Origin of the sequence: Saccharothrix australiensis, from assembly GCF_003634935.1 — a bacterium.
Classification (GTDB): domain Bacteria; phylum Actinomycetota; class Actinomycetes; order Mycobacteriales; family Pseudonocardiaceae; genus Actinosynnema; species Actinosynnema australiense.
The window spans coordinates 2027652-2052561 of the sequence record NZ_RBXO01000001.1 but is presented as its reverse complement, the minus strand read 5'-3'; the positions used below and the strand labels follow the sequence as shown (position 1 = coordinate 2052561).

24 protein-coding genes are annotated in these 24910 nt (G+C 73.2%); 8 read left to right on the top strand and 16 right to left on the bottom strand.

The genetic code is table 11. The annotated features are described in order from the left end of the window. Nucleotides 1–13 precede the first annotated feature (13 nt). Nucleotides 14–592, top strand: a complete 579-nt coding sequence (locus C8E97_RS09690) for a hypothetical protein (RefSeq protein ID WP_121003633.1) — start codon at nucleotides 14–16, stop codon at nucleotides 590–592. Further along, complete coding sequence (locus tag C8E97_RS35875) at nucleotides 592–1188, top strand: hypothetical protein (protein ID WP_246018777.1); 597 nt, start codon at nucleotides 592–594, stop codon at nucleotides 1186–1188. The genes C8E97_RS09690 and C8E97_RS35875 overlap by 1 nt, the downstream gene beginning before the upstream one ends. Before the next feature lie 53 nt (nucleotides 1189–1241). On the opposite strand, the gene C8E97_RS09680 is transcribed toward C8E97_RS35875, so the two are convergent. The 11 genes from C8E97_RS09680 to C8E97_RS09630 all read right to left on the bottom strand — a co-directional run bounded on the left by C8E97_RS09680 (nucleotide 1242) and on the right by C8E97_RS09630 (nucleotide 12951). After that, complete coding sequence (locus tag C8E97_RS09680; RefSeq protein WP_121003631.1) at nucleotides 1242–1568, bottom strand: hypothetical protein; 327 nt, start codon at nucleotides 1566–1568, stop codon at nucleotides 1242–1244. Between the two features lie 154 nt (nucleotides 1569–1722). Beyond that, complete coding sequence (locus C8E97_RS09675) at nucleotides 1723–2520, bottom strand: ABC transporter permease (protein WP_121003629.1); 798 nt, start codon at nucleotides 2518–2520, stop codon at nucleotides 1723–1725. Continuing rightward, the gene (locus C8E97_RS09670; protein ID WP_121003627.1) at nucleotides 2498–3316 is read right to left on the bottom strand and encodes a 2-aminoethylphosphonate ABC transporter permease subunit; all 819 of its coding nucleotides are present in this window, start codon (nucleotides 3314–3316) and stop codon (nucleotides 2498–2500) included. Before C8E97_RS09670 ends, C8E97_RS09675 begins: the two co-directional genes overlap by 23 nt. Continuing rightward, nucleotides 3316–4359 (bottom strand): ABC transporter ATP-binding protein, encoded by a 1044-nt coding sequence (locus C8E97_RS09665; protein WP_121003626.1) that lies wholly within the window; start codon nucleotides 4357–4359, stop codon nucleotides 3316–3318. Before C8E97_RS09665 ends, C8E97_RS09670 begins: the two co-directional genes overlap by 1 nt. Further along, the gene (locus tag C8E97_RS09660; RefSeq protein WP_246018776.1) at nucleotides 4356–5405 is read right to left on the bottom strand and encodes a 2-aminoethylphosphonate ABC transporter substrate-binding protein; all 1050 of its coding nucleotides are present in this window, start codon (nucleotides 5403–5405) and stop codon (nucleotides 4356–4358) included. The genes C8E97_RS09665 and C8E97_RS09660 overlap by 4 nt, the downstream gene beginning before the upstream one ends. Further along, nucleotides 5402–6049, bottom strand: a complete 648-nt coding sequence (locus tag C8E97_RS09655) for a phosphonatase-like hydrolase (protein ID WP_121003624.1) — start codon at nucleotides 6047–6049, stop codon at nucleotides 5402–5404. Before C8E97_RS09655 ends, C8E97_RS09660 begins: the two co-directional genes overlap by 4 nt. Continuing rightward, complete coding sequence (locus C8E97_RS09650) at nucleotides 6046–7164, bottom strand: TIGR03364 family FAD-dependent oxidoreductase (protein WP_121003622.1); 1119 nt, start codon at nucleotides 7162–7164, stop codon at nucleotides 6046–6048. The genes C8E97_RS09655 and C8E97_RS09650 overlap by 4 nt, the downstream gene beginning before the upstream one ends. Before the next feature lie 132 nt (nucleotides 7165–7296). Continuing rightward, nucleotides 7297–8073, bottom strand: a complete 777-nt coding sequence (locus tag C8E97_RS09645) for a GntR family transcriptional regulator (RefSeq protein WP_121003620.1) — start codon at nucleotides 8071–8073, stop codon at nucleotides 7297–7299. Between the two features lie 57 nt (nucleotides 8074–8130). Next, nucleotides 8131–8955 (bottom strand): glutamate ABC transporter substrate-binding protein, encoded by an 825-nt coding sequence (locus tag C8E97_RS09640; RefSeq protein WP_121003618.1) that lies wholly within the window; start codon nucleotides 8953–8955, stop codon nucleotides 8131–8133. Between the two features lie 148 nt (nucleotides 8956–9103). Beyond that, nucleotides 9104–11761, bottom strand: coding sequence for a bifunctional acetate--CoA ligase family protein/GNAT family N-acetyltransferase (locus C8E97_RS09635; protein WP_121003616.1), 2658 nt, complete (start codon nucleotides 11759–11761; stop codon nucleotides 9104–9106). A 2-nt stretch (nucleotides 11762–11763) separates the two neighbouring features. Further along, nucleotides 11764–12951, bottom strand: a complete 1188-nt coding sequence (locus C8E97_RS09630; RefSeq protein ID WP_121003614.1) for an acetoin utilization protein AcuC — start codon at nucleotides 12949–12951, stop codon at nucleotides 11764–11766. A gap of 162 nt (nucleotides 12952–13113) precedes the next feature. Between C8E97_RS09630 and C8E97_RS09625 the strand changes: the two genes are divergently transcribed. Next, nucleotides 13114–13737, top strand: coding sequence for a DUF3558 domain-containing protein (locus C8E97_RS09625; protein ID WP_170211718.1), 624 nt, complete (start codon nucleotides 13114–13116; stop codon nucleotides 13735–13737). 239 nt (nucleotides 13738–13976) lie between these two features. On the opposite strand, the gene C8E97_RS09620 is transcribed toward C8E97_RS09625, so the two are convergent. Continuing rightward, a complete protein-coding gene (locus tag C8E97_RS09620; RefSeq protein WP_121003610.1) occupies nucleotides 13977–14852 on the bottom strand; it encodes a sulfurtransferase in 876 nt (291 codons plus the stop codon). Nucleotides 14853–14914: 62 nt separating this feature from the next. Here C8E97_RS09620 and C8E97_RS09615 point away from each other — a divergent pair, with 62 nt between their 5' ends. From C8E97_RS09615 to C8E97_RS09595, 5 genes are all read left to right on the top strand, one after another. Next, nucleotides 14915–15610 (top strand): iron-dependent transcriptional repressor DtxR, encoded by a 696-nt coding sequence (locus C8E97_RS09615; protein ID WP_121003608.1) that lies wholly within the window; start codon nucleotides 14915–14917, stop codon nucleotides 15608–15610. Further along, nucleotides 15607–16779, top strand: a complete 1173-nt coding sequence (gene galK, locus C8E97_RS09610) for a galactokinase (protein ID WP_121003606.1) — start codon at nucleotides 15607–15609, stop codon at nucleotides 16777–16779. The genes C8E97_RS09615 and galK overlap by 4 nt, the downstream gene beginning before the upstream one ends. Before the next feature lie 249 nt (nucleotides 16780–17028). Next, nucleotides 17029–17991 carry a UDP-glucose 4-epimerase GalE gene (gene galE / locus C8E97_RS09605; RefSeq protein ID WP_121003604.1) on the top strand — a complete coding sequence of 321 codons (963 nt, stop codon included), beginning with the start codon at nucleotides 17029–17031 and terminating at the stop codon, nucleotides 17989–17991. Continuing rightward, nucleotides 17991–20024: a S9 family peptidase gene (locus C8E97_RS09600; RefSeq protein ID WP_121003602.1), complete on the top strand. Its 2034-nt coding sequence runs from the start codon at nucleotides 17991–17993 to the stop codon at nucleotides 20022–20024. The genes galE and C8E97_RS09600 overlap by 1 nt, the downstream gene beginning before the upstream one ends. Nucleotides 20025–20394: 370 nt before the next feature. Continuing rightward, nucleotides 20395–20940 (top strand): P-loop nucleotide/nucleoside kinase family protein, encoded by a 546-nt coding sequence (locus C8E97_RS09595; RefSeq protein ID WP_121003600.1) that lies wholly within the window; start codon nucleotides 20395–20397, stop codon nucleotides 20938–20940. 557 nt (nucleotides 20941–21497) lie between these two features. Here the strand turns inward: C8E97_RS09595 and C8E97_RS34385 are convergent. The 4 genes from C8E97_RS34385 to C8E97_RS09580 all read right to left on the bottom strand — a co-directional run bounded on the left by C8E97_RS34385 (nucleotide 21498) and on the right by C8E97_RS09580 (nucleotide 24866). Further along, on the bottom strand, nucleotides 21498–21920 hold the full coding sequence (locus C8E97_RS34385) for an IS3 family transposase (RefSeq protein WP_170211716.1): 423 nt from the start codon (nucleotides 21918–21920) through the stop codon (nucleotides 21498–21500). Beyond that, nucleotides 21917–22279 (bottom strand): transposase, encoded by a 363-nt coding sequence (locus tag C8E97_RS34380; protein ID WP_170211714.1) that lies wholly within the window; start codon nucleotides 22277–22279, stop codon nucleotides 21917–21919. The genes C8E97_RS34385 and C8E97_RS34380 overlap by 4 nt, the downstream gene beginning before the upstream one ends. A gap of 92 nt (nucleotides 22280–22371) precedes the next feature. Next, complete coding sequence (locus C8E97_RS09585; RefSeq protein ID WP_121003595.1) at nucleotides 22372–23964, bottom strand: DUF4192 domain-containing protein; 1593 nt, start codon at nucleotides 23962–23964, stop codon at nucleotides 22372–22374. 146 nt (nucleotides 23965–24110) lie between these two features. Beyond that, nucleotides 24111–24866, bottom strand: a complete 756-nt coding sequence (locus C8E97_RS09580; protein WP_121003593.1) for a M23 family metallopeptidase — start codon at nucleotides 24864–24866, stop codon at nucleotides 24111–24113. Nucleotides 24867–24910: the final 44 nt, after the last annotated feature.

Below are 24910 nucleotides of genomic sequence, written 5' to 3'. Positions count from 1 at the left end.
CGAGGAGGCACAGATGTCCACCGGCACCATCATCGGCGTCATCGTCGTCGTGCTGGTCGTCGCGGCGGCGATCGTGCTGCTGCGATTCCTCTTGCAGCGCAAGAGGTTGCGTACGAAGTTCGGGCCGGAGTACGACCGTGCCCTGGCGCGCAGCGACAACCGGATGGCGGCGGAGCGCGAGCTCGTCGAGCGGGAGCGCGAGCACGCGAAGCTCGAACTCCGCCCGCTGACCCCGGTGACGCGCGAGAGCTACGCGCGGAACTGGACCCGCATCCAGGAGCAGTTCGTGGACGCGCCGACCACCGCGGTCGCCCAGGCGGACCGGTTGGTCACCGACCTGATGGCCGAGCGCGGCTACCCCACCGAGGGGTACGAGCACCAGGCTTCGCTGCTCTCGGTGGAGCACGCGAACACCCTGGACCACTACCGGGAGGCGCACGCGATCTCCCAGCGCCAGGACCGGGGTGAGGCGTCCACGGAAGACCTGCGGACGGCGATGGTGCACTACCGCACCCTGTTCGAGGACCTGTTGGTGAACAGCGCGGACGACCGCGACGCCGGTCGACGGGACCGCGCGGAAGGAGCGCGGTGATGACCGATCGCCTCACCACCGACGATTTCGTGCCGCCGGAGAAGCGCGGTCACCGTGAATCCCCGACGGGCGAACGGTTCCCCGACCCGACGGGTATGGGCGCCGCCGACCGGGTCACGGACGAGGACCGGCCCGAGCGGGTCGTGGACGAGCACGACGCCGATGCGCGGACGTCCGGCTCCCCGGACGCGACCGGGACCACCGACACGGCCGGAACCACGACGGGTGCGGCGGAGCCCGCCGACGCCACCGCCGGGCACCACAGGACGGCGGAGAACCGGGACGCGACCGCTCCCGGAACGGGTGCCGCGCCGCGCGGCGATGACGACGAACCCCTGTTCACCACCGGGGAAGCGGACGGTTTCCAGGGCGAGTGGCGTGCCCTGCAAGCCGACTTCGTGGACGACCCCCGCGACGCGGTGCGCCGCGCGGACGAGTTGGTGGCGCAGGTGATCCAGAGCCTGGCGACCACGTTCGCCGAGCACAAGCGCTCGTTGGAGGGCCAGTGGCAGGCGGGCGGGGAGGCCGACACCGAGGAGCTGAGGCTCGCGCTGCGGCGCTACCGCTCGTTCTTCGACCGCCTGCTGTCGGTGTGAGACGCCCCGTGGTGCGTCCGGCGACCCGGACGCACCACGGGTGGTTTCCGCGCTCAGCCGGGCAGTTCCCGGATCTCCATCTCCAGCACGTCGATCTCGTCGCTGATCGCCTCGTCCAGCATCCGGTCGAGCAGGTCGGAGCAGTCGTGCGCCGCGACACCGAACCTCGGCACCTGCTCCCACCAGACGGCGGGGTTGTTCCAGAACGAGCCCGAGCCCTGGTCGACGCCCGCGAGGCACCGCAGCCGCTGGTCGTCCTCGGGCAGCCGCCGCACGTAGTCGATGAACCGGGCGACGGCACCGGGGTCGCACACCGGCACGGCGCCGTAGCCGCGCAGGCAGTCTTCGAGTTCCGCCAGGAACTCCTCTTTGAACGTCACGGCGCACCCCCGCTTCCCCCGCGCCGTTGCGGGTGAGGAGGACTCACTTCCCGAGCACCAACGGTACTACCGCAAGGGCAGGCCGCAGTGCCTGCCAATGGCCGCTATCACCTCACGCTTCGCTAACGTTCCGCGCCGACGGCGTTCCGCGTCGCTAGCGTTCCGCCGCGCGGGACCGGACCGCACCCAGGGCCACCAACCCGACCAGCGTGATGCCCAGCAGCAGCACGGTGGACGCGGACGCCGCGAACACCTGGCCCCGGTCGGTCAGCGCGAACACGCTCACCGGGAGCGTCCGCCAGTCCGGTGGGTACAGCATGATCGTCGCGCCCACCTCGCCCATCGACAGCGCCAGCCCCAGCGACGCGGACGCGGACATCGCGGGCAGCAGCGCGGGCAGCCGCACCTGCCACAGCACGCGCGCCGGTGACGCGCCGAGGCTCGCCGCCACGGCCGCCACGAGCGGGTCCACGCGCCGCTGCGCCGCGGACACGACGCTGAAGGTGAACGGCAGCAGGATCACCAGGTGCGCGACGAGCACGATCCAGCGCGTGCCGTTCAACAGCAGCGGTGGCCGGCTGAACGCCACCAGCAGACCCAACCCGACCACCACCGACGGCACGGCCAGCGGCAGGTGCGCCGCCGCGTCCACCACCCGCCGCACCGGACCGGGCGCGCGTTCCGACCCCAGCGCCAACCACGTGCCCAGCACGACCGCCGCCAACGCCGCGATCACCGCCGTCTGGGCGCTCACCACCGCGCTGGCCACGGCGTCGCCGCGGACGGCGGAGGCGAGGTGCGCGCCGGTGAGTTCCGCGGGCAGCACGCCGTTCCACGACCCGGCCACCGACGCCAGCACGATCATCGCCAGTGGTGCGACCACCACGACCGTGAACAGCACCGCGAACACCGCCACGGCCAGCGCGCGACTACGCCGCGTCCACAGCAGCACGGCCCGCTCCCTTCGCGAACACCCACCGGTGCAGGGCGTACAGCGCGCCGGAGAACACGACGTTCACCACGGCGACGACGCACGCGGCCGGGTAGTCGAACGTCACGATCGCCTTGGTGTACACCAGCATCGGCAGCGTGATGACGTCCTTCGCCCCGACGAACAGCACGATCCCGAACTCGTTCATGCACAGCAGCAGGGTCAGGCAGGCCCCGGACGCCAGCGCGGGCAGCGCCTCGGGCAGCACCACCTGCCGCAGCACCCGCCACGGCGACGCGCCCAAGCTGGCCGCCACGTCCAGCTGCGCGCCCGGTACCTGGCTGAACGCCGCCAACGCGGGCCGCATCACGAACGGCGTGTAGAACGTGATCTCGGCGAGCAGCACGCCCCACGGCGAGTACAGGAAGTCCACCGACCCGCTGCCCAGCGCGGCGTTGAGCACGCCCGCGCTGCCGTACAGGAACGTGAACGCCAGGGCGATCAGGAACGACGGGAACGCCAGCACGACGTCCACCAGCCGCGAGACGGCCCGCGCGCCGGGGAACGGCGCGAACGCGATCACCAGGGCCAGGAACACGCCCAGCACCAGGCACCCGACGGTCGCCGCGACCGCCAGCAGGGCCGTCCGACCCAGGGCCCGCCCGAACTCCGCCGACGTCAGCACCTCCCGCCAGGTCGCCAGGCCGATCGCGCCGTCGTCGGCCACGAAGGACTGGTGCAGCACCAGCGCCAGGGGGTAGCCGAAGAACACCACCAGCACCGCGACCGGCGGCAGCAGCCAGACCAACCGCCGCATCACGCCACCCGCACCAGCGGACAACCGTCCGGGATGGACACCTCGACGCGGGAGCCCACGGCCAGGCCCTCGACGGCGGGCACCTCCGCCCGCAGCCGGTGCCCCAGCTCCAAGTCCAGGTCGAGGCGGAAACCGGTGCCGCGCCACTGCACGGCGACCAGCCGCGCCGCGAGCCCGTGCCCGGTGAACTCCCGCACCCCGACCCGGTGCGGCCGGACGCCCAGCGCCACGGCCTCGCCCGGCGGCAGCCCGCCCGACGACGCGGCCAGCCGCACGTCGCCGAGCCGCACCGTGTCCGCGTCCACCACCTCCACCGGCAGCAGGTTCGACGCGCCGAGGAACGACGCGGTGAACGCCTCGGCCGGCCGGTGGTAGAGCGACTCGGTCGGCCCCACCTCCACCAGCCGCGCGTCCCGCATCACGGCGATCCGGTCGGCCAGCGCCAGCGCCTCGCCCTGGTCGTGCGTCACGTGCACGATCGCGGTGTCGGGCAGCTCCGACCGCAGCCGCAGCAGCTCGGCGACCATCTCCTCGCGCAGCGCCGCGTCCAGCGCCGACAGCGGCTCGTCCAGCAGCAGCACGGGCGGCCGGATCGCGAGCGCGCGGGCGATGGCCACCCGCTGCTGCTGGCCGCCGGAGAGCTGGCGCGGGTAGCGGTCCCGGAAGCCCGCCATGCCGACCAGGTCCAGCACCTCCTCCACGCGCTCGGCGACGGCCCGGCGCGGCATGCGCCGGGCCCGGAGCCCGAACGCCACGTTGTCGGCGACCTTCAGGTGCGGGAACAGCGCGTAGCTCTGCACGACGACCCCGAGCCCGCGGCGGTTGGGCGGGGTGTCCGTCACGTCCCGCCCGGCCAGCAGCACCCGCCCGGACGTGGGCCGGAGGAACCCGGCCACGGCCTTGAGCGCGGTCGACTTGCCGGAGCCGGACGGGCCGAGCAGCGCCAGGGTCTCACCCGGCGCCACCGCTAGGTCCAGGCCGTGCAGCGCGACGGTCCGTCCGAAGTGGACGGATACGCCGCGCAGCTCGACGGCCGGCGTCACCGGCCGACCGCCTTGGCGTACGCCGCGAGGTCGGCGTCCAGGGTCGCGACCACGGCCGTCCAGTCCGGCTGCCACACCTCGACGCCGGCGAGCAGCTCCGCGATCGGGCCCTCGGCGGGCACGTCGGAGCGGGTGGGCAGCCCCATCGCGTCGGTGGCGACGGTGCGCTGGACCTCGGGCGAGAGCAGGAAGTCCAGGAACTTCCGACCGTTGTCCGCGTGCGGCGCGCCGGTGGCGAGCCCGGCGGAGTACGGGATGGCGAACGTCGAGCGCACGCCCCGCTCGTCGGCCGGGAAGAACACCTCGAACTCGGACTTGTCGTCCCGGATCGAGGTGAGGTTCATCTGGAGGTCGCCGTTGGCCACCAGGATCTCGCCCTTGGAGACCTTCGGCTGGAGCTTGCCGGTCGACGACGACGGCCCGACGTTGTTCTTCTCCAGCCTGGCCAGGTAGTCCAGCGCGCCCTGGTCGCCGTAGACGTGCTTGAGCTGCAACAACACCGCCGTGCCGTCACCGGCCTGACCGGGCGTGGAGTACTGGAGCTTGCCCTGGAACCGCGGGTCGAGCAGGTCCTGCCACGTCGTGGGCGCGGGCACGGCGAGCTTCGGGTTGCGGATGAAGCCCAGGTAGTTGTCGACGATCGCGGTGTACCGGCCGGTGCGCTCGGCGACCCGGTCCGCGCCGGCGGGCGCGTACTCGGCGAGCAGCCCGGCCGCCTCGGCGCGCTGGATGAACGGCGGCAGCGTCACCAGCACGTCGGCCTGCGGGTTGGCCCTCTCCCGCTCGGCGCGGGTCACGACCTCGCCGGAACCGCTCTCCACGAGCCGGACCGCGATGCCGGTCCTGGCCTCGAACTCGGCGGCGCGCTTGCCGTACCAGCCGGCGAGCCCGTCGACGGTGTAGACGGTGACGGTCCGGTCGTCGGCCGTGCCGCCACCGGCCGTGCCGCCGCAGGCGGTGGTGAGCAGGAGCAGGCCGACGGCCGGCAGCGCGCGGACGCCCCGGACCTTCGGGATGCCGGGGACCTTCGGGAACACTGTCGTCACAACCCTTCGAGGACGGCGGGGAGGTCGAGCACGGAGTCGAGGACGTGGGTCGCGCCCGCGGCGGCCAGTTCGGCGCGCGTGCCCGCGCCGGTGAGCACGCCGGCCACGACGCCCGCGCCGGCGCGCAGGCCGGTCAGCACGTCCGAGGGCGTGTCGCCGACGACGGCGACCTCGCGGACGTCGGGCAGGCCCAGGCCGAGCACGGCGGCGAGCACCATGTCCGGGTACGGCCTGCCCCGACCCGCCTCGGCCGGGGTGGTCGTGAAGTCCGCCAGGTCGGTCCAGCCGAGGGCGGAGAGGATGACGTGCTGCGTGGCGCGCGAGAAGCCGGTGCTGAAGGCGACCTTCACGCCCTTCGAGCGAAGGTCGGCGATCACGTCGGCCGCACCGGGCACGGGCGCGCAGCGCCCCTCCGCGACCAGCGCCGCGTACGCCTCCTCGAACGCCGCGTTCGCCCGCTGCGCGGCGGCCTCGTCGTGCAGCAGCGCGCGGAACACGACGATCTTGGACTGGCCCATCGTGGCCCGGACGTAGTCCACCATGCCGGGCGTCGCGCCCGGCAGCGCCCGCCGGAACGCGCGTTCCACCAGCCCGTCGTCCAGCACGGTCGTACCGGCCATGTCGAACACCACCAGGGAGGTCACAGGCCCACCTCGTCGGCCGTGTCGGACGCGATGGCGGGCGAGCACGTCATGCCGCGCCCGCCGGGGCCGGTCACCAGCCACACGCCCGGCTCGACCTGCTCCCGGTGCACGACCCGCGAGGTGTCCCGGCACTGCGCGTAGACACCCGCCCAGCGGCGGGCGACGCGGGGCAGCGGCCGGCCGAGCACCTGCTCGGCGACGGCCGCGAGGTGGTCGTAGGGCGCGTCCTCGGTGTCGAACGGGAACGGCTCGTCGTACGCGTGGGTGTCGCCGATGGTCAGCCCGCCGTCGAGGCGCTGCACCACCAGGAGCTGCATGGCGTGCTCGCGGGCCACGTCGGGCTGGGGCTGGCCGCTGTTCAACGCGTCCAGCGCCGCACCCCGGTAGGCCGGGTAGTAGCGCAGGCTGTCGCCGTCCGCGACGGACGTCGTCAACGGCTCGCCCAGCGGCTCGGTCTGCATCATCTGCAACCGCACCCGGCGCACCGGCACGCCGCCGGTCAGCTCGCGGACCACGCCGCCGAGCCACGCGCCCGTGCACAGCACGACCACGTCGGCGCGGTGCTCGTCGCCCCGGTCGTCCCGGACGCGGCCGGCGGACACCGACCGGACCTCGCGGCCGGGCAGCCACGTGTAGCGGCCGGACGCCTCCAGGGCGGCCCGCAGCGCCGGCTGCGCGGTGCGCGGCTCGACGGCGCCGTCGCGCTCGCACCACAGGGCCGCCAGCAGGTCGCCCCGCACCGCCGGGTTCAGCGCCCGGACCTCGGCGGGGTCGAGCAGCTTCAGGCCGCGCTCGGAGGCGTCGGCCCGCGCGGCGGTCTCCTCCGCGACGGCCACCTCCGCGGGCGTCCGCAGCACGGTCAGCGAGCCGTTGGCCCGGAACCCGAGCGCGGGCACCCGTTCCCCGATCCGCTCCCACAGCTCGCGGGCGCGCAGCGCGACGTCCAGTTCCGCGCCCGCCGCGCGCCCGCCGACCCACACGAGGCCGAAGTTGCGCACCGAGGCCCCTCGCGCCTCGGGTTCCCGTTCCAGTTGGACCACTTCGTGGCCGCGTTCCACGGCCTGCCAGGCGTGCATGGTCCCCAGCACGCCACCACCAACGATGAGCACTCGCACGCCGCGAACGGTGCGTGGTCGTGACGAACCGACCATGTCCCCACTGCGACGCGGAAGTGAACTGGAGATGTGGACTAGATGGGTTACCGGTCCGTGACCTGTTCGGCCCGACGTTCGGCCGAACGTCGGAAGCTATGCCTCCGCGCGGAGTCGCGCGACGAAGCTGAACCGGTCACCCCGGTACAGCGACCGCACGCGCTCGATGGGCGCGCCGTCCTCGTCGTACGACACGCGGTGCAGCAGCAGCATCGGCAGCGCCGGGTTCGTGCCGATCAGCAACGCCTCGCGCGGTGTCGTCAGCACCGTCTCCACCCGCTCCTCCGCCTCGGCGAACACGACGCCGAGCCGGTCGGTCAGGCACGCGTACAGCGACGTCGTCGGGTCGAACACCTCCACCAGCGTCGGGAAGCGCGCCTCGGGCAGGTAGGTCGACTCCAGGCCGACCCGCTCGTCGTCGGCGAGCAGCACGCGTTCGAGGTGCACCACCGTGTCGCCGCGGGTGATGCGCAGGTCGCGCGCCAGCACGTCGTCCGCGGGCAGGTGCTCGACGGTGATCACGCTGCGCGCCGGGGCCACGCCCTGCCGCCGCATCCCCTCCGTGTAGCTGACCAGGGACAGCGGCTGCACCAGCTTGGGGGGCGCGACGTAGGTGCCGCTGCCCTGGCGGCGCTGGAGCTTGCCCTCCAGCACCAGCTCGCCCACCGCCTGGCGCAGCGTCACGCGGGACACCGAGAACCGCTCGGCGAGCTCCCGCTCGGACGGCAGGGCGGTGCCCTCCCCCAGTGCCTCGATCAACCACAACAACTCGGTCTTCACCGCGTAGTAGCGGGGTATCCGGCCGTGCTCGGGGATACCGGCGCGGACCGGCCCGTCCGCGCGGTACTGGGGAACGAAGTGAGAAGCAGGCACCCGGCGAGCCTACGACCTCGAACGCGCCGGTCAGACCGCTATCGGGGTGGTCGCGCGTCACGGGACGATCTTGGGCGCGTCGGGGATGGCGTAGCCCGACTGGCCGACGTTCTCCTCCAGTGACCTGCGCCACTCGCCGGAATCCATCATCTTCTGGACGGCCGCGGTCACCTTCGCCTTCCCGGCGGCGTCGCCGCGGCGGAGGCCGATGCCGTACCGCTCCTCGCTGAACGGCTTCCCGACGACTCGCAGCAGCTCGGGGTTCTGCGCCGCGTAGCCCGCGAGGATCACGTCGTCGGTCGTCATCGCGTCCACCTGCTCGGCCAGCAGGGCGGTGACGCAGTCGCTGAAGTTCGGGTAATTCACCAGTTCCACGGACTGGGCGAACCGGTCCTTCACGTGCTGCGCCGAGGTGGTGTTCTCCACCGAGCACAGCTTCACGCCCGCGGTGAGCGACTCCGGACCGGTGATGTGCGTGTCGGTGAGCCTGACCATCAGGTCCTGGCCCGCCACGAAGTACGGCCCGACGAAGTCGATCACCTCCTTGCGCTTGTCGGTGATCGAGTAGGTGGAGACGACCAGGTCCGCGCGGCCCTCGGTGAGCAACTTCTCCCGCTGGGACGGGGTGGCCTCCACGAACGTGACGTTCTCCGTGCCGAGCTCCCTGGCCACGTACCGCGCCACGTCGACGTCGAACCCCTTGAAGACGCCGTCGAGCCGGCGCACGCCGAGGCCGGGCTGGTCGTAGCTCACGGCGATCACCAACCGGTCGGCGCGGGCCTTGCCGAGGACGGTCGTGTCGTCGCCCGGTGAGCAGGAGGCGAGGACCAGCGCGGTGGAGCACACCGCCGCAGCCGCGGCGCGCAGCGATGCCAGTGCCATTCTTCCCCTTTTCGGGTCCTCGTAAGATGCCGGAAACCTAGGCTCCGACAAGGTTTCCGTCCAGGGAAACGGACAACATCGCGCGACCGGGATCGGTTCAGCTCGGCACCTGGCGCAATGCCGGCCCGCCTGGTCTGACACTGGGCGATCAGCGCGGTGCGCCGGGTGACCGGAGTCGGCGCGGACCCGTGTCGTGCCGGGACGGCGGCGGGCCCAGGGTGAGCCGGGCGCTGCTGACGTACGCGCCCGCCGCGCTGGCCAGCACCGGCTCCAGCGCCAGCTCCCGCACCTCGGGGAGGTCCTCGGCGAGGGCCGCGAGCCGCAGCACGAGGTCCTCCAGCGCGGGCAGGTCGGCGGACTCGCCACCGCGGTAGCCCGCCAGCAGCGGCGCGGCCTTCGGCGCGCGGACCAACGCCTTCGCGTCGGTTTCGGTGAGCGGCACCGCGCGGTAGGCGCGGTCGCCCAGCAGGTCGCTGACGACACCGGACAGGCCGAACGACACCAGCGTGCCGAACGACGGGTCGTCCTGGAGCCCGAGGACGCAGGAGAGGCCCTTGGGCGCCATGCGCTGCACGTACACGTCGGGCCGTTCGGACACCTCGGCGAGCATCTCGAACGCCGCGCGCACCGCGTCGTCGCCCGTGAGGTCCAGGCGCACGCCCACCAGGTCGGTGCGGTGGCGCAGCCGTTCGTCGGTGGACTTCACCGCCACCGGGTAGCCCAGTTCCGCCGCCGCGGCCACCGCGGCCTCGGCCGACGAGACGACCCGGAACGGCACGACCTCCACGCCGTAGCAGGACAGCAGCCGCACGGCGGTGTCGTCGTCCGCGCGCACCTCGCCGTCGCGGGCCGGCTCCAGCGAGTCGACGAGCGCCTGCGCGGCGGCGGTGTCGATGCCGTCCGGCCGCGTGAAGCGCCCCTGCGGCGCGGACCGCCACCGCGCGTACCGGGTGGCCCGCGCCAGCGCCAGCACGGCCCGCTCCGGGCTCGGGTACGACGGCACGGACCCTCGGCCCGGCACGCCGCCCGGTCCCGGCACGGCCAGCTCGTCGGGCACGCCCTCCACCGCCAGGAACGTCGACACGATCGGCTTGGTGCCCGCCACGTCCCGCAGCGCCCGCGCGAACGCCGCGCCCGGCACCGCGAGCGGCGGCACGAACACCACCACCAGCGCGTCGGTGTCCGGGTTGCGCAGCGCCTCCCGCACGGCCTCGGCGAACGCCTCCGGCCCGGCCTGCGCGCCCACGTCCACCGGGTCGCCGGCCAGCTCCAGGCCCTGCGCCAGCGCGGTGTCGGCGGCCAGCAGCCCGATCGCCGTCGAGTTGCCCACCACGGCGACGCGCGGCCCCGACGGCAGCGGCTGGTGCGCCAGCAGCAGCGCGGTGTCGAACAGCTGCGCCAGCGATTCCACCCGGATGACGCCGGCCTGCTCGAACAGCGCCTGCACGCTGGACTCGTCCACCGGCACGGAGGTCGCCGCGAGCGCGGGCGTCACCGCGTGCCGCCCGGACTTCACCGCCACGATCGGCTTGGTGCGGCCCAGCCTGCGCGCCAGGCGGGCGAACTTGCGCGGGTTGCCGAACGACTCCAGGTACAGCAGCACGACGTCGGTCGCCGGGTCGGTCTCCCAGTACTGCAGGAGGTCGTTGCCCGAGACGTCGGCCCGGTTGCCCGCCGACACGAACGTCGACAGGCCCAGGCCGCGCGACGCGGCGGTGGCGAGGATGGCGGTGCCCAGCGCGCCGGACTGGCAGAAGAACCCCGTCCGGCCGCGCCTGGGCAGGCTCGGCGCGAGGGTCGCGTTGAGCCGCACGGCGGAGTCGGTGTTCAGCACGCCCAGCGCGTTCGGGCCCACCACGCGCATGCCGTGCGCCCGCGCCTCGGCCGCGAGCCGCCGCTCGGCGCTCAGCCCGCCCGGCCCGGTCTCGCCGAACCCGGACGTCACCACCACCAGCGCCTTCACGCCCTTGGCGAGGCAGGCGTCCATCACCTCGTCCACGCTCGCGGCGGGCACCGCGACCACGGCCAGGTCCACGTCGTCCGGGATCTCCAGCACCGACGGGTAGGCCCGCACCCCGCGCACGGACCGGTGCTCGGCGTTCACCGGGTACACCGGGCCGTGGAAGTCGGCGGCCAGCAGGTTGGTCAGCACCGCGTGCCCGATCTTGGTGCGGTCGGTGGACGCGCCGATCACCGCCACCGACCGGGGGTGCAGCAGGTTGTGCACGCTGCGCGCCTCGGCGGCCTGCTCCCGCGCCCGCGCCACGGCCACCGACTCGTCGGTGGGGTCGATGTCGAACTCCAGGTGCAGCACGCCCTCCTCGAACGCCCGGCTCACCGAGTAGCCCGCGTCCCGGAACACCCGCACCATCTGGCCGTTCTCGGCGAGCACCTCGGCGGTGAACCGGCTCAGGCCGCGCTCGCGCGCCGCGGCCGCCAGGTGCTCCAGCAGGATCGAGCCCAGGCCGCGCCCCTGGTGGGCGTCCTCCACGACGAACGCCACCTCGGCGGAGCCGCCGCCGCCCAGCCGGTCGTAGCGGCCGACGGCCACGATGTCGTCGCCGAGCAGCGCGGTGAACGCCACCCGGTCGGCGTGGTCGACGGTCGTGAAGCGCTCGACGTCCCGGCGGGGCATCCGGGGGTAGGGGCCGAAGTAGCGGAAGTACCGGGTGCGCTCGGACAGGCGGCCGTGGAACGCCAGCAGCTTCTCCGCGTCGTCCGGCGTGATGGGTCGCAGGTGGACGGTGCCGCCGTCGGTGAGCACGACGTCGGCCTCCCAGTGCCGGGGGTAGTCGTAGGGGTCCACCGCTAGTCCCTCGGGTCGTCGGGGTCCAGGCCGTGCAGGGGGAACACCGCGCGGCGCGTCTCGCGCACGGCGACGTCCAACGGCGACCGCGCGTCGCCGTCCCACCGCTCGAAGGCCACGTCGGCGTCGTCGGACATGGTGGTCGGCAGCGGCCAGTCCGGCGCGCGGCCGGACGCGTGCGCCACCCAGTCGGCGGGCAGCGGGGTGCGCGGGTCGACGTCCCGGTCCAGCACGGTCGCGAGCAGGTGCGTCCAGGAACGGGGCACCACGCGCAGCAGCTCGTACCCACCACCGCCCAGGGCGAGCCACCGCCCGTCGGTGACCTCCTCGGCCAGCGCGCGCAGCGTGCGGTAGATCTCGCGGTGCCCGTCGACGGACAGCGCGAGGTCCGCCAGCGGGTCCTCCCGGTGCGTGTCCACCCCGCACTGGGTGACCAGCAACTGCGGCCGGAACGCCCGCAGCAGCGACGGCACCACCGCGTCGAACGCCCGCAGCCAGCCGGGGTCGCGGGTGCCGGGCGGCAGCGCGACGTTGACCGCCGTGCCCTCCGCGCCCCGGCCGCCCAGCTCCGAGGGCCGTCCGGTGCCCGGCCACAGGCTCAGCGGGTTCTGGTGCAGCGACACGGTGAGCACGCGCGGGTCGTCGTAGAACGCGTCCTGCACGCCGTCACCGTGGTGCACGTCGGTGTCGATGTAGGCGATCCGGTCGAAACCGTTGTCCAGCAACCACGAGATCGCCACCGAGCAGTCGTTGTAGACGCAGAAGCCCGCCGCGTGGTCGCGCATGGCGTGGTGCAGCCCGCCCGCGATGTTCACGGCACGCCGCGCCGCGCCGGACGCGATCTGCCGCGCGGCGACCAGCGAACCACCGACGACCAGCGCGGACGCCTCGTGCATCCGGGCGAACACCGGGTTGTCGGACGTGCCGAGGCCGTGCCCGACGTCCCAGCCGGCCAGCGGCGCGGCCTGCACGGCCGACAGGTAGGACGGTTCGTGGACGCGCTCGATCTCGGCGTCCGGCGCGGGCGACGGCGACACCAGCCCCACCCCGTCCAGCACGCCCAGCGCACCCGCCAACCGCACCGTGAGGTCCAGCCGGACGGGGTTGAGCGGGTGGTCGCCGCCCAGGTCGTAGGCGAGGAACGACTCGTCCCAGACGACAGCGGCTTCGGGACCGGTTTCGACGCCCATGTCCGGCAACCTAACCCAAGGCACGCCCGGTGGTGTGATCACAGCTTGGTGGACGCGCGCGGACCACCCGCGCGGGAGGTCTTAGAGTCTGGTTGGACGAGGCGGGCCAGGTTGCGGCCATCGAGGATGGAACCCCGCGCGTCGGAACGGGGTCAGACAGACATGCACCTGCGACGAGCCTCCGCCCTGACGGCCGTGCTGGCCCTGGCCGCCACGCTCGGCCTCTCCGCGTGCGCCACGACGGTGACCGGCTCGGCGGTGCCGGTGGCGGGCGGCGCGACCGGCGAGCGGACCGGTTCGGGCAAGCCCACGTCGACCAAGCCGTCGTCGACGGGCGACCGGAAGGACACCTCGACCAAGGGCGCGCCCGAGTCCGGCAGCACCAAGCCCGCCGGCAAGGTCAAGATCGGCACCAAGAAGAAGACCTCGGGCTACGAGGACTGCGACATCCTGTCCCCCGAGGACGTGGCCGGCGCCATCGGCGCGCAGAAGGCCGGCGAGAAGGGCTGCGTGCAGAGCACGGAGAGCCCGTTCGCGGTGGTGCTGTTCATGGTGACGTTCGCCGAGTACGAGGGCGAGGCGCGCGAGATCGAGGTCGGCGGCAACACCGCGTACGAGGTGAAGGAGAAGGGCGGCGACTGCTCGGTCGTCGTCATGCTGACCGACGACCCGTCCGAGATCACCCCCGCCTTCCTGGCCAGCGTGACCCCGATCGACTCCTTCGACCCGTGCGAAGTAGCCCTCAAACTGGCGACCAAGGGCTTCGAGAAAATCCCCAACGCCTGAAACCCCGCACGAAACGCGGCCATCCCACACCACACCTCCGGCAGAGCGTTCTCCCGTATGGCCGCCCGCAGGGAACCGCGTTCGGCCGGGCGGGTCGAGCACGCTTTTCCGCTCGACCTGCCCGACCAAGTGCGCTGGTCTTCAGACCAGGCCATACGGGGAGAACGCGGCGCTTTTCGCTTTCCCCCGGCGGCCTGCCCAGCGGCGAGCACCCTCTTTTCTTCCTGCATCAACTCACTTCAGGACCGCTCCGATTCGCCGCCCCCTTCAACACCATCCCCAGTCGCCACCGGCCGAGCCGGATCGACGCACCAGTGCGACCACGACCCCGCGTACAGCTCCGCCGGCCGGTCGACCCCCGTGACCCCCGCCACCTCCAACGCGAGCACGACCGACGACGCCGTCACCCCGGACCCGCAATAGGCGCCCACCCGCGCACCGGGCCGCACACCGATCTCCCGGAACCGCTCGGCCAGCGCGGCCGGCCCGAGCCAGCGGCCCCCGCCGTCCACGTGCCCGGACGAGGGCGCGTTCAACGCGCCGGGGATGTGCCCGGCACGGGGGTCGACGGGCTCGACCTCCCCGCGGTACCGCTGCGGCGCGCGGGCGTCCAGCAGCACCCCGTCGCGGGCGAGCGCGGCGGCCTCCTCGGCGTCCACCACGGGCATCCCGCCGGGCCGCACCACGACGTCACCCGCCTCCGCCGACGGCACCTCGGTGGTCACCGGGCGACCCTCGGCGACCCACGCGGCGAACCCGCCGTCGAGCACCGCGGCCTCGGTGTGGCCCGCCCACCGCAACAGCCACCACAGCCGCGCGGCGACCGACCCGTCACCCGTGTCGTATGCCACGACCGGGTGACCTTCGCGGACGCCGACCGAGCGCAGGACGCGCTGCAGGTGCTCGGCGGACGGCAGCGGGTGGCGCCCTCCCGCGCCCGGCGCGGACGACAGGTCGGTGTCCAGGTCGAGGTAGTGCGCACCGGGCAGGTGCCCGACCTCGTAGTCTTGACGTCCCGGAGGTCCGCCCAGGCGCCAGCGGACGTCCACCACCACCGGGGGAACGGCGCCGGCCAGCGCGGCGGCCAGGGTTTCAGTGCTGATCAGTGGATGCACGGCACCATCCTGCACCCGTCAACGGGCGACTAGCATTGGCACCATACGTAAGGGGAGCGGGTGTGAACGACCTCATCGACACCACTGAGATGTACCTCCGCACGATCTACGAACTGGAAGAAGAGGGCGTCGTGCCGCTGCGCGCCCGCATCGCGGAACGGCTGGGCCAGAGCGGGCCCACGGTGAGCCAGACCGTGGGCCGGATGGAGCGCGACGGCCTGGTGGTCGTCGCCGACGACCGCCACCTGGAGCTGACCGAGCAGGGGCGCGGCCTGGCCATCGCCGTGATGCGCAAGCACCGGCTCGCCGAGCGCCTCCTGGTCGACGTCATCGGCCTGGAGTGGGAGCAGGTCCACATGGAGGCGTGCCGCTGGGAACACGTCATGAGCGAGGCCGTCGAGCGCAAGCTGGTCAAGCTGCTGGGCAACCCCACGACGTCCCCCTACGGCAACCCCATTCCGGGTCTGGACAAGCTGGGCGACGGCGAGCCCGCTCCGCCCGCCGAGGCCGACCTGGTGCGCGTCGACGAGGTGGCGCGGCGCGGTGGCGGCAAGGTCGAGGTGCGGCGGATCGCCGAGCACGTGCAGCTCGACCCGGAGCTGATGGCCGAGCTGAAGGCGGCCGGCGTGGTGCCGGGCAACACCGTGGAGGTCCACGCGCTGGCCGGGGCGAGGGTCGTCCAGGTGCGCGGCGGCACCGGCGCGACGGCCCAGTTGGAGCCGTCGGTCGCGCACGCGGTGCTGGTGCAGGCCAGGTGAGTCCGGGCCGCGACGACCAGGCCCGGCGTGCCGCGGACGCCTTCGCCCGGCTGCACGGCGGCGCGCCGCGCGGCGTGTGGTCGGCGCCCGGTCGGGTCAACCTGATCGGGGAGCACACCGACTACAACGACGGGTTCGTGCTGCCGTTCGCGCTGCCCCACCGCACGGCGGTGGCGGCGTCGCCGCGCGCCGACGGCGTGCTGGCGGTGTCGACGCTGGGCGACGACGGCGAGTTCCGGCACGCCGACCCGGTCGCCGTCGCGGACCTCGAACCGGGTCGGGTGGGCGGCTGGGCCGCGTACCCGGCCGGTGTGGCGTGGGCGTTGCGCGCGCAGGGCGTCACCGGCGGCGCGGACCTGGTCGTCGCGGGCGACGTGCCGGCGGGCGCGGGCCTGTCGTCGTCGCACGCGCTGGAGTGCGCGGTGGCGCTGGCGCTGCTGGGCCTGGCCGACGTGCCGGAGGACCGGCCGGAGATCGCGCGCTGGGTGCAGCGGGCGGAGAACGACTTCGTGGGCGCGCCGACCGGGCTGCTCGACCAGACGGCCTCGCTGCTGTGCACCGAGGCGCACGTGCTGTTCCTGGACGTGCGGTCGGGCAAGTCCGAGCAGGTGCCGTTCGACGCCGCCGCGCAGGGCCTCGAAGTGCTGGTGATCGACACGCGGGCGAGCCACTCGAACACCGACGGCGGCTACGCGGCGCGCCGGGCGGGCTGCGAGCGGGCCGCCGCGCTGCTGGGCGTGCCCGCGCTGCGCGACGTGACCGGCGGGGAGCTGCCCGGCGCACTGGCCCGGTTGCCCGCGGAGCTGGGCCCTTTGGTCAGGCACGTGGTGACGGAGAACGAGCGGGTGCTGCGCGCGGTCGACGCGCTGCGCGCCGGCGCGGTGGCCGACCTCGGGCCGCTGCTCCTCGCCTCGCACGAGAGCCTGCGCGACGACTACCGGGTGTCGTGCCCGGAGCTGGACGTGGCCGTGGGGTCGGCGCTGGCCGAGGGCGCGCTGGGCGCGCGGATGGTCGGCGGCGGGTTCGGCGGGTCGGCCATCGCGCTGGTGCCCGTGGACCGGCACGACGCGGTGGTGCGCCGGGTGCGGTCCACGTACGCGGAGCGCGGCTGGCCCACACCCAGGACGTTCCCGGCCGTGCCGTCGGCCGGCGCGGGTCGGGACGCCTGACCCGCGGCCCCGGAGCAGCCCGCGCGCCGGACCTTCGCGCGCCGGACCTCCGCGCACGGGGTTCACGCGCACCGGGGCCACGCGCACCCGGCGGCGACGCGCCGGGACGCCGCGCACCGGGTCACGGCGCACCGGGACGCGGTGAACGCGAGCCCCGGCCCACGCGGAGGGCGGCGGGGCCGACGCCGACCGGCACGACCACAGCAAGCGCACGGAAGAAGCCAGGCACAAACGAAAGCGGGGATCACGGTGAAGCTGCTCGTCACGGGCGGTGCGGGGTATGTCGGCAGCGTGTGCGCGGCCCGACTGGTCGAGTCGGGGCACGAGGTGGTCGTGCTCGACGACCTGTCCACCGGTCACTCGGACGCGGTCCCCGACGGCGTCCGCCTGATCGCGGAGAACATCGACGACGCGATCGGGTCGGTGCTCGCCGAGGGGTTCGACGGCGTCCTGCACTTCGCCGCCAAGTCGCTAGTCGGCGAGTCGCAGCAGGACCCGGCCAAGTACTGGCAGGGCAACGTCGTCACGTCCCTGCGCCTGCTGGACGCGATGCGCGAGCACGGCACGCCGCGCCTGGTGTTCTCCTCCACCGCCGCCGTCTACGGCGAGCCGGACGGGTCGCCGATCGTGGAGACCGCGCCGACCCGGCCGACCAACACCTACGGCGCGACGAAGCTCGCGATCGACCACGCCATCACCGGCTACGCCACGTCGCACGGCCTGGCCGCGGTGAGCCTGCGGTACTTCAACGTCGCGGGCGCGTACGGGCGGTTCGGCGAGCGGCACACGACCGAGACGCACCTGATCCCGATCGTGCTCCAGGTCGCGTCCGGCAAGCGGGAGAAGGTCGCCGTGTACGGCGACGACTACCCGACCGAGGACGGCACCTGCGTACGCGACTACATCCACGTGGCGGACCTGGCGGACGCGCACCTCAAGGCGTTGGCGCACACGAGCGGCGGCACGCACCGGATCTACAACCTGGGCAACGGTCTCGGCTTCTCCGTCCGCCAGGTGATCGACGCGTGCCGCGAGGTCACCGGCCACGCGATCCCGGCCGACGTCGCGCCGCGCCGCTCGGGTGACCCGGCCGTGCTGGTCGCGTCCAGCGAGAAGGCCCGGACCGAGCTGGGCTGGAAGCCGGAGCGCGTGGACCTGGCCGGCATCGTGCGCGACGCGTGGGAGTTCACCCAGTCCAGGGAGGAGGTCTGATGAGCGGCACGATCCAGGCGACCGACTTCGCCGACCTGTCCGCGTACGCCGCGCTGCCCCGTCTGGGGTCGCTCGCCCTGTCACCGGACGGCACGCGGCTGGTGACCGTGGTGGCGGAGCTGACACCGGACGGCAAGGCGTGGCAGGGCGCGCTGTGGGAGGTCGACCCGGCGGGGGTGCGCCCGGCGCGTCGGTTGACCCGCGCGGCGAAGGGCGAGTCGAACCCGGTGTTCACCCCGGACGGTTCGCTGCTGTTCCTGTCGGCGCGGCCGGACCAGGCGGCGAAACCCGACGAGGGCAAGAAGAAGGACCGGACGGCGCTGTGGGTGCTGCCGCCGGTCGGCGAGGCCCGCGAGCTGTGCCGCCCGACCCGCGGTGTCGAGCGGGTGGCGGTGGCGCGGGACGCGGGGACGCTGCTGCTGACGGCGGGCGCGCACCCGACGGCGGAGTTCGGCGAGGCCGACGAGGCGCTGCGCAAGGCCCGCGAGGACGCCGGCGTCACCGCGATCCTGTACGAGTCGTACCCGACCCGGTACTGGGACGTGGACCTGGGCCCGACCTACCCGCGGCTGCTCACCGGCTCGTTCGACCCGGACGCCGAGCGCCTGGACGCGACCGGCCTGGTCGACCTGACGCCGGAGGCGGCGACCAGGCTCGACGACCCCGCGGTCATCAGCCCCGACGGCCGGTGGGTGGTGCACACCGAGCGGGTGGACGTCAGCGCCGCCTACGGCCCGCGGGTGCGGCTGCGGGTGGCCGCCGCGGACGGTTCGTCGAGCCGGGTGCTGGCCGACGCCGAGGGGCACTCGTTCACGCAGGTGGCGTTCCTGCCGGACTCGTCGGGCGTGATCGCGATCCGCTCGTTCGACTCGACACCCAGCCTGCCGTGGCGCAACGCGCTGGTGCGCATCTCCCTGGACGGCGCGATCACCGAACTCGCGCCGGACTTCGCGGAGGAGGCCGAGCACCCGGTCGTCAGCCCGGACGGCGCGGCGGTGTACTTCACCAGCTCGTACCGGGGCCACCAGCCGATCTGGCGGCTGGACCTCGCGTCGGGTGAGCTGATCAAGCTGACGGCGACCGGCGCGTACACCGACGTGCAGGTGGGCCGGGACCACGTCTACGCGCTGCGCAACGCGGTCGACCAGCCCGCGCAGCCCGTGCGCCTGGCGTTGGCCGAGCCCGACCAGGAGGCCGTGGCCCTGCCCGCGCCGGGCGTCGTCGAGTCGCTGCCCGGCACGCTGACCGAGATCGAGACCGTGGTCGCCGACGGCCGGACGGTGCGCGCCTGGCTGGTGCTGCCGACGGGCTGCTCGGCGGACCAGCCCGCGCCGCTGCTGCTGTGGGTGCACGGCGGCCCGGTGATGAGCTGGAGCGGCTGGAGCTGGCGCTGGAACCCGTGGCTGATGGCGGCGCGCGGCTACGCGGTGCTGATGCCGGACCCGGCCCTGTCGACCGGGTACGGCCCCGAGTTCATCCGGGAGGGCTGGGGCAGCTGGGGCGCGAAGCCGTACACCGACCTCATGGCGATCACGGACGTGGCGGTGCGGCGGGACGACATCGACGACAGCCGGACGGCGGCGATGGGCGGCTCGTTCGGCGGGTACATGGCGAACTGGATCGCGACCAGGACGGACCGCTTCAAGGCCATCGTGACCCACGCGTCGCTGTGGCACCTGGACGCGTTCACCGGCACGACGGACGACTCGTACTACTGGATCCGCGAGATGGGCGACCCGCTGCGGCAGCGCGAGCAGCTCAGCGCGAACTCGCCGCACCTGGGCGTGGCCGACATCAAGACGCCGATGCTGGTGATCCACGGTGACAAGGACTACCGGGTGCCGATCAGCGAGGGTCAGCGCCTGTACTTCGACCTGGTGCGCCACGGCGTGCCGGCGAAGTTCCTGTACTTCCCGACGGAGAACCACTGGATCCTGACCCCCGGCAACGCGAAGGTCTGGTACGAGACGATCTACGCGTTCCTGGCGGAGCACGTGCTGGGCGAGCCCTGGCAACGCCCGGACCTCGTCTAACAGGCGATCAGCCGGTGGCCGGTCACCACACCGGCCACCGGCTGTCCCAGCGGTGATCGGTTGCCTCAGCGGTGGCCGGTCACCCCAGCGGAGACCTGCGCCGACAGCCACGCGGCACGTTCCGACGGCCGCCCACCACGTGGACCCCGTGACCACGCGAGGTGGGCGGCCTCAGGGCTCCACCACCCGGCAGAGCGCGAGACCCGCCCATCCTGAACAACGATCCCTCGATCCGCCACGCCGCCGAACCCCAATGCCCGTTCCCGCCTGCTCTCGCCCGTATTCCCGGCGGACGCGCGAAAGGCGTCCGGGCGTGGCGGACGTCGGGAGAAGGTGGCGGTGTCGCGGACGATCTGGATACGTTGCCGGGATGATCATCTGGCTCAACGGTGGGTTCGGGGCGGGAAAGACGACGCTGGCGCAGGAACTGCACCGGCGACTCCCGACCGCGGTCGTGTACGACCCGGAAGACCTGGGCATCACGCTGTGGAAGTGGGTGCCGCCCAACGACGACTTCCAGGACCTGCCGAGTTGGCGGGAGCTGGTCGTCGCGACGGCGCTGTCGCTGCGCAGGCACCACGCGGAGACGCTCATCGTGCCGATGTCGCTCCTCCGCGACGCCTACCGGGCCGAAATCCTCGGCGGCCTGGCCGACGCGGGCGAGGAAATCCTGCACGTCTTCCTGGAAGCGGACGCCGACGTGCTGAAAAAGCGAATCACCGCCCGCGCACCGATCCCCGGCAACCCGCAGTCGGGCTCGTCGGCCCTGGAGTGGGCCCTGAGCCGCCTGGACCCGGCCGCTGCGGCCCGCCAGCCGGCCGGGACGCTCGTACTGCGCTCGGACCGGCTCACCCCGGCCGAATTGGCCGACGCGGTACTGGCCGCAAGCCACCAACGCATCAATTCCGACGGGTAGCTCGGACAGCACCCGTCGACAGGCCGGCCAGACCGCTTCATGAATCGCACGTCGACCGCTCAGCCTTCCGGTGGTCAACTGGTCGATCTGCACCGGACCGACGTCGGTGAGCACGGCCTTGGAGCGGGTGCCGCCTGGTCGGTTCGCCGTTCCGGGTGAACGTTCTTGGTCGGTGGCCAGGGACGTCCGCCGGGTTGGTCAGGCCGCACGTGCTCGGTCCAGGGTTGATGCCGTTCGCGGCGGATGCGTGTTGGTTCGCGGCGTTGGGGCCTCCACCGCACAGGTGAAGGCAGGTGCCGTCGGCGGTGCTGGCAGCGCAGCGGCAGCGCCAGGCCGATGCCGCGCATGACCCAGGCGATGCGCTTGTGGTTGACGCGGTACCCAGTGCGACCCCGATGACCCGGCACAGCCGCTTGACGCCGTGACGGCGCCGATGATCTCAACGAACTGCAAGCGGTTCACCAGCACGTCTCTCCCGCGCAATGCCCTACGGCGGCACGGTCTGAGGTGCGATCGACGATCCGGTGCTTTGCGCATCGTCGAGCCGGATTCGGTTGTCAGCGTCTCGTGGTTGATCCCGAGGTCGTCGGCCACCGATGTGATCGTCGCGCCGGGGCGGGACCGGAAGGGCGCGACCGCCTCGGCCCGGAACTCCGGCGGGTGGTGCGGTGCCGGCGGCGCAGCCGCACCCCGGCCAGGCCGACCTCGCGCATCACGCGGGCGGCCTGTGTGTGGTTGACGCGGTGTCGGGTGTGGTGCAGTTCGGCGGTGATCCGCGAGACGCCGTCCGTGCCGGCCGACTCGCGGTGGATCACCCGGATGCGGGCGGCCGGGCGCGCGTCGGCGGCGGCTCGGCCAGCTCGATCGGGCGCGGTGGCCTTCCAGCGGTGGTAGCTGGACCGGGCGAGGCCGATGACCTGGCACAACCGCTCCACGCCGTGGTGGTGCCAGTGATCGTCAACGAACTGGAAGCGGCTCACCAGCGCGTCTCGCCCGCGAAGTGCCGGGCCGCCTTGCACAGGATGTCGCGCTCCTTCTCCAGTTCGCGGATGCGCCTGAGCAGCGCGGCGTTCTCGTCCTCCGGTGAACCCGACGGCGACACGGCCACGGCGGTGTGGGGGCCGGTGCATCGTGCATCGCCGAGGCGAATCCGGTTGCGCAGCGTCTCGTGGTTGATCCCGAGGTCGTCGGCCACCGATGTGGTCGCCGCGCCGGGGCGGCACCGGTAGAGCACAACCGCCTCGGCCTTGAACTCCGGCGGATGGTGCTTCATCGCCGTCTGAACGGGACTCCTGTCCACCCGGATCGTCCGGATCGGAGTGTGCCCGGTGTCCGACATCCAGGGCCAAGGCCCCACCTCGCATGCCCACGTCCTGGGGACTGCCCGGCCTCGCGGATGGGGGAAGCCGCGAGGCCGGGCCTCGGGGTGGGTCAGGTGGCTTGGGGCTCCTCACCGGCAGCGTTCGGGGTGGAGGCGGGGTTGGCCGGGGTCGGGGCGGGGTTGACTGATGGGTTGGTGGTGGGAGCGGAGGGTGCCTTGGTCGCGCCTTTCTCCGTTGCGGTCGCGGCCTCGGTGGTGGTGTCGGTGTTCGCGCCAGAGTCAGTTGAGGTCGAGTTGGTGACCGCCGGTGGAGCGGCGGGGTGGTGGCGGTTGTCCGGTGGGTGGTGCGCGCTCGTTGGGATGTGCGCGGTGGCTGGGGTCGGTGTTGTCGTCGGGGTGTGATCAGGGGCCGTCGCCGGGGCACTGGTCGTGGTGGAGGCAGTGGTTGTAGCGGGGGCGGTGGTGGGTGTCGGCGATGCACCGGTCGGCATTGCCGCAGCGGGAGGCGGCGGAGCGGCAGGGGGTGGCGGAGCGGTGAGAGGCGTCGATGCCGAGGACGGCGGCGGAGCGGCAGGAGGCGGCGGCACCGAGGGCGGCGTTGACGTTGCGGGCGGCGTCGGTGCAGCGGGTGCGGGTGGTGTGGACGGCGGGGTGGGTGTGGGTGTTGGGGGTCGAGTGGGGGTGGTGGGGAACCACGGTGCGTCGGCGGTTCGTTCGGCGAGGTTGCGCACGGTGGACGGGGGCATGCCGTTGTCCAGGGCCATGCGCAGCAGCACGGACAGCCGGTGGCCCGGCAGGGCCTCCTGTGCCCGGTCCAGGGCCATCCGCGCCAGCGCACCGTCTCCCCTGATGTACGCGGTGAACGCGAGCAGCGCCGCGGGCTCCGCCATCTCCGGGTGCGGTGTCGCCCTCGTCAGCTCCGTCCACAGCCGCTCGGCGCCCAGGGCGTGCCCGCCGATCGCCTCGGCCAGGCTGGCGTCGCGCACCCACGGGTCGGACAGCGCGTAGGCCAGGTCGACGATCTCGCGATCGGTCAGCGGGCACGTCCGCTCCTGCGCCCTCGCCACCTCCCGCCGGACCAGCTCGCGGTGGCGGACCATGACTCCGGGGTCGTCGTAGTCGTGCGCCTCCGCCTCCGCCACCACGTGGTCGAGCAGGGCGGACCTCCGCGACAGCGACTCCTCCGAGTCCGGTGCGAGGGTGGCGGCCAGCGCCTCCCGGTCCCGGTGGGTGACGTACCCGCGCGCCACCGCCTTGGCGGCGACGGCCGTGGCCATCGGGTCGGGCACGGCTCCGGTCTCCCCCAGGTCGTGGTAGTCGAACCACCGCGCGCCCTTGGCGGTGGCCGGGCACCACACGGCGCGCGTCACGGCAACGCCCGCGCAGGCGTGGGCCGCCACCAGGTGCGCCACGAGGTGCTCGCGGGGCAACTCCTCGGGTGGGTCGCCCCGCCCGCCGCCGATGACCAACGCCACCACCCGGAAGTGGGACTGGCCTTCGAGCGGCGCGGCCAGTTCTTCGGCGACCCTGCGGTCGTTGCGTTCAGGGGGCAGGTCGACGCGGAGCGTCTGCGCGATCGTCCCGTTCTCCAGCAGCAGGAGGACCAGCGAGTCGACGGGGTGGAAGCCCAGCAGGTACGGCAGTGCGGCGACCAGGTCGCCCGGCGTGTGGAGGCGGTTGGTAGGGGCGGTGAGGGATGTCATGGGTCGATCTTGGGTTGGGGTGGGTGGAGGGGCCACTGGCGGATCGGAAAATGTGGATAACTCAGGCCGGTCACCCGTTCGGGTGGTGCCGTATAAGGAAAAGCGCCCCCTTACGGAGTCCGTAAGGAGGCGTGAAGGACGCTAAGTCAGCAGGCAGGCGCGACCTGACCGTCGGAACCGGTGTACACGTACGCGTCGGAGATGTAGCCGGACCCGATCTGATCCCACAAGGCCGTCGTGCCGTACTTGCCGGTGACGCTCTGCCCCTTGACCTGGCAGCGGATCGTCACCGACGAGCCGTTCGCCACCGAACCCACGGCCGCGTAACCCGTGCCGGGCCCCGACCGCACGGTCACCGACGACCCGCTGTCGGTCCCCACGGTCCCGGTGACCCCGCTGCACGAGTTGCGGCTCGTGTAGCTGCGCGTACCCCAGTAGTACGCCCCGGCACCGTTGAACACGACCTTCCGGTCCGCGCCGTTGAGCCGCTGCTCGTAGTGCAGGTGCGGCCCGGTCGATCCGCCCGTGGTGCCGACGTTGCCGATCTGCTGCCCGAGCCGGACGGACTGCCCGACGGTCACCCGCTGCGCGGACAGGTGCGCGTACCGGGTCCGCCAGCCGCCACCGTGGTCGATCTCCACCCAACGGCCGTAACTGGTGCCACCCTCGTTCGCGACCCTGGTCACGGTGCCCGCGGCGGACGCGACGACCGGGTCGCCGTCGTCGTTCGCGCGGTTGAAGTCGACCGAGTTCGCGGGGCTGTGGTTGGTGCGGGTCTGCCCCTCCCACACCTGGTTGCACGGGAACGGCAGCTGGAAGTTCGGCGCCGCCGACGCCTCGCCCTGCGTAAGGACGAGGCCGAACAGCGGCGTGACGAGGACCGTGACGAGCACGCGGCGCATCTGCCAACCTCCTTGACGACTGGTGTGGTGATCGGACCACGCCC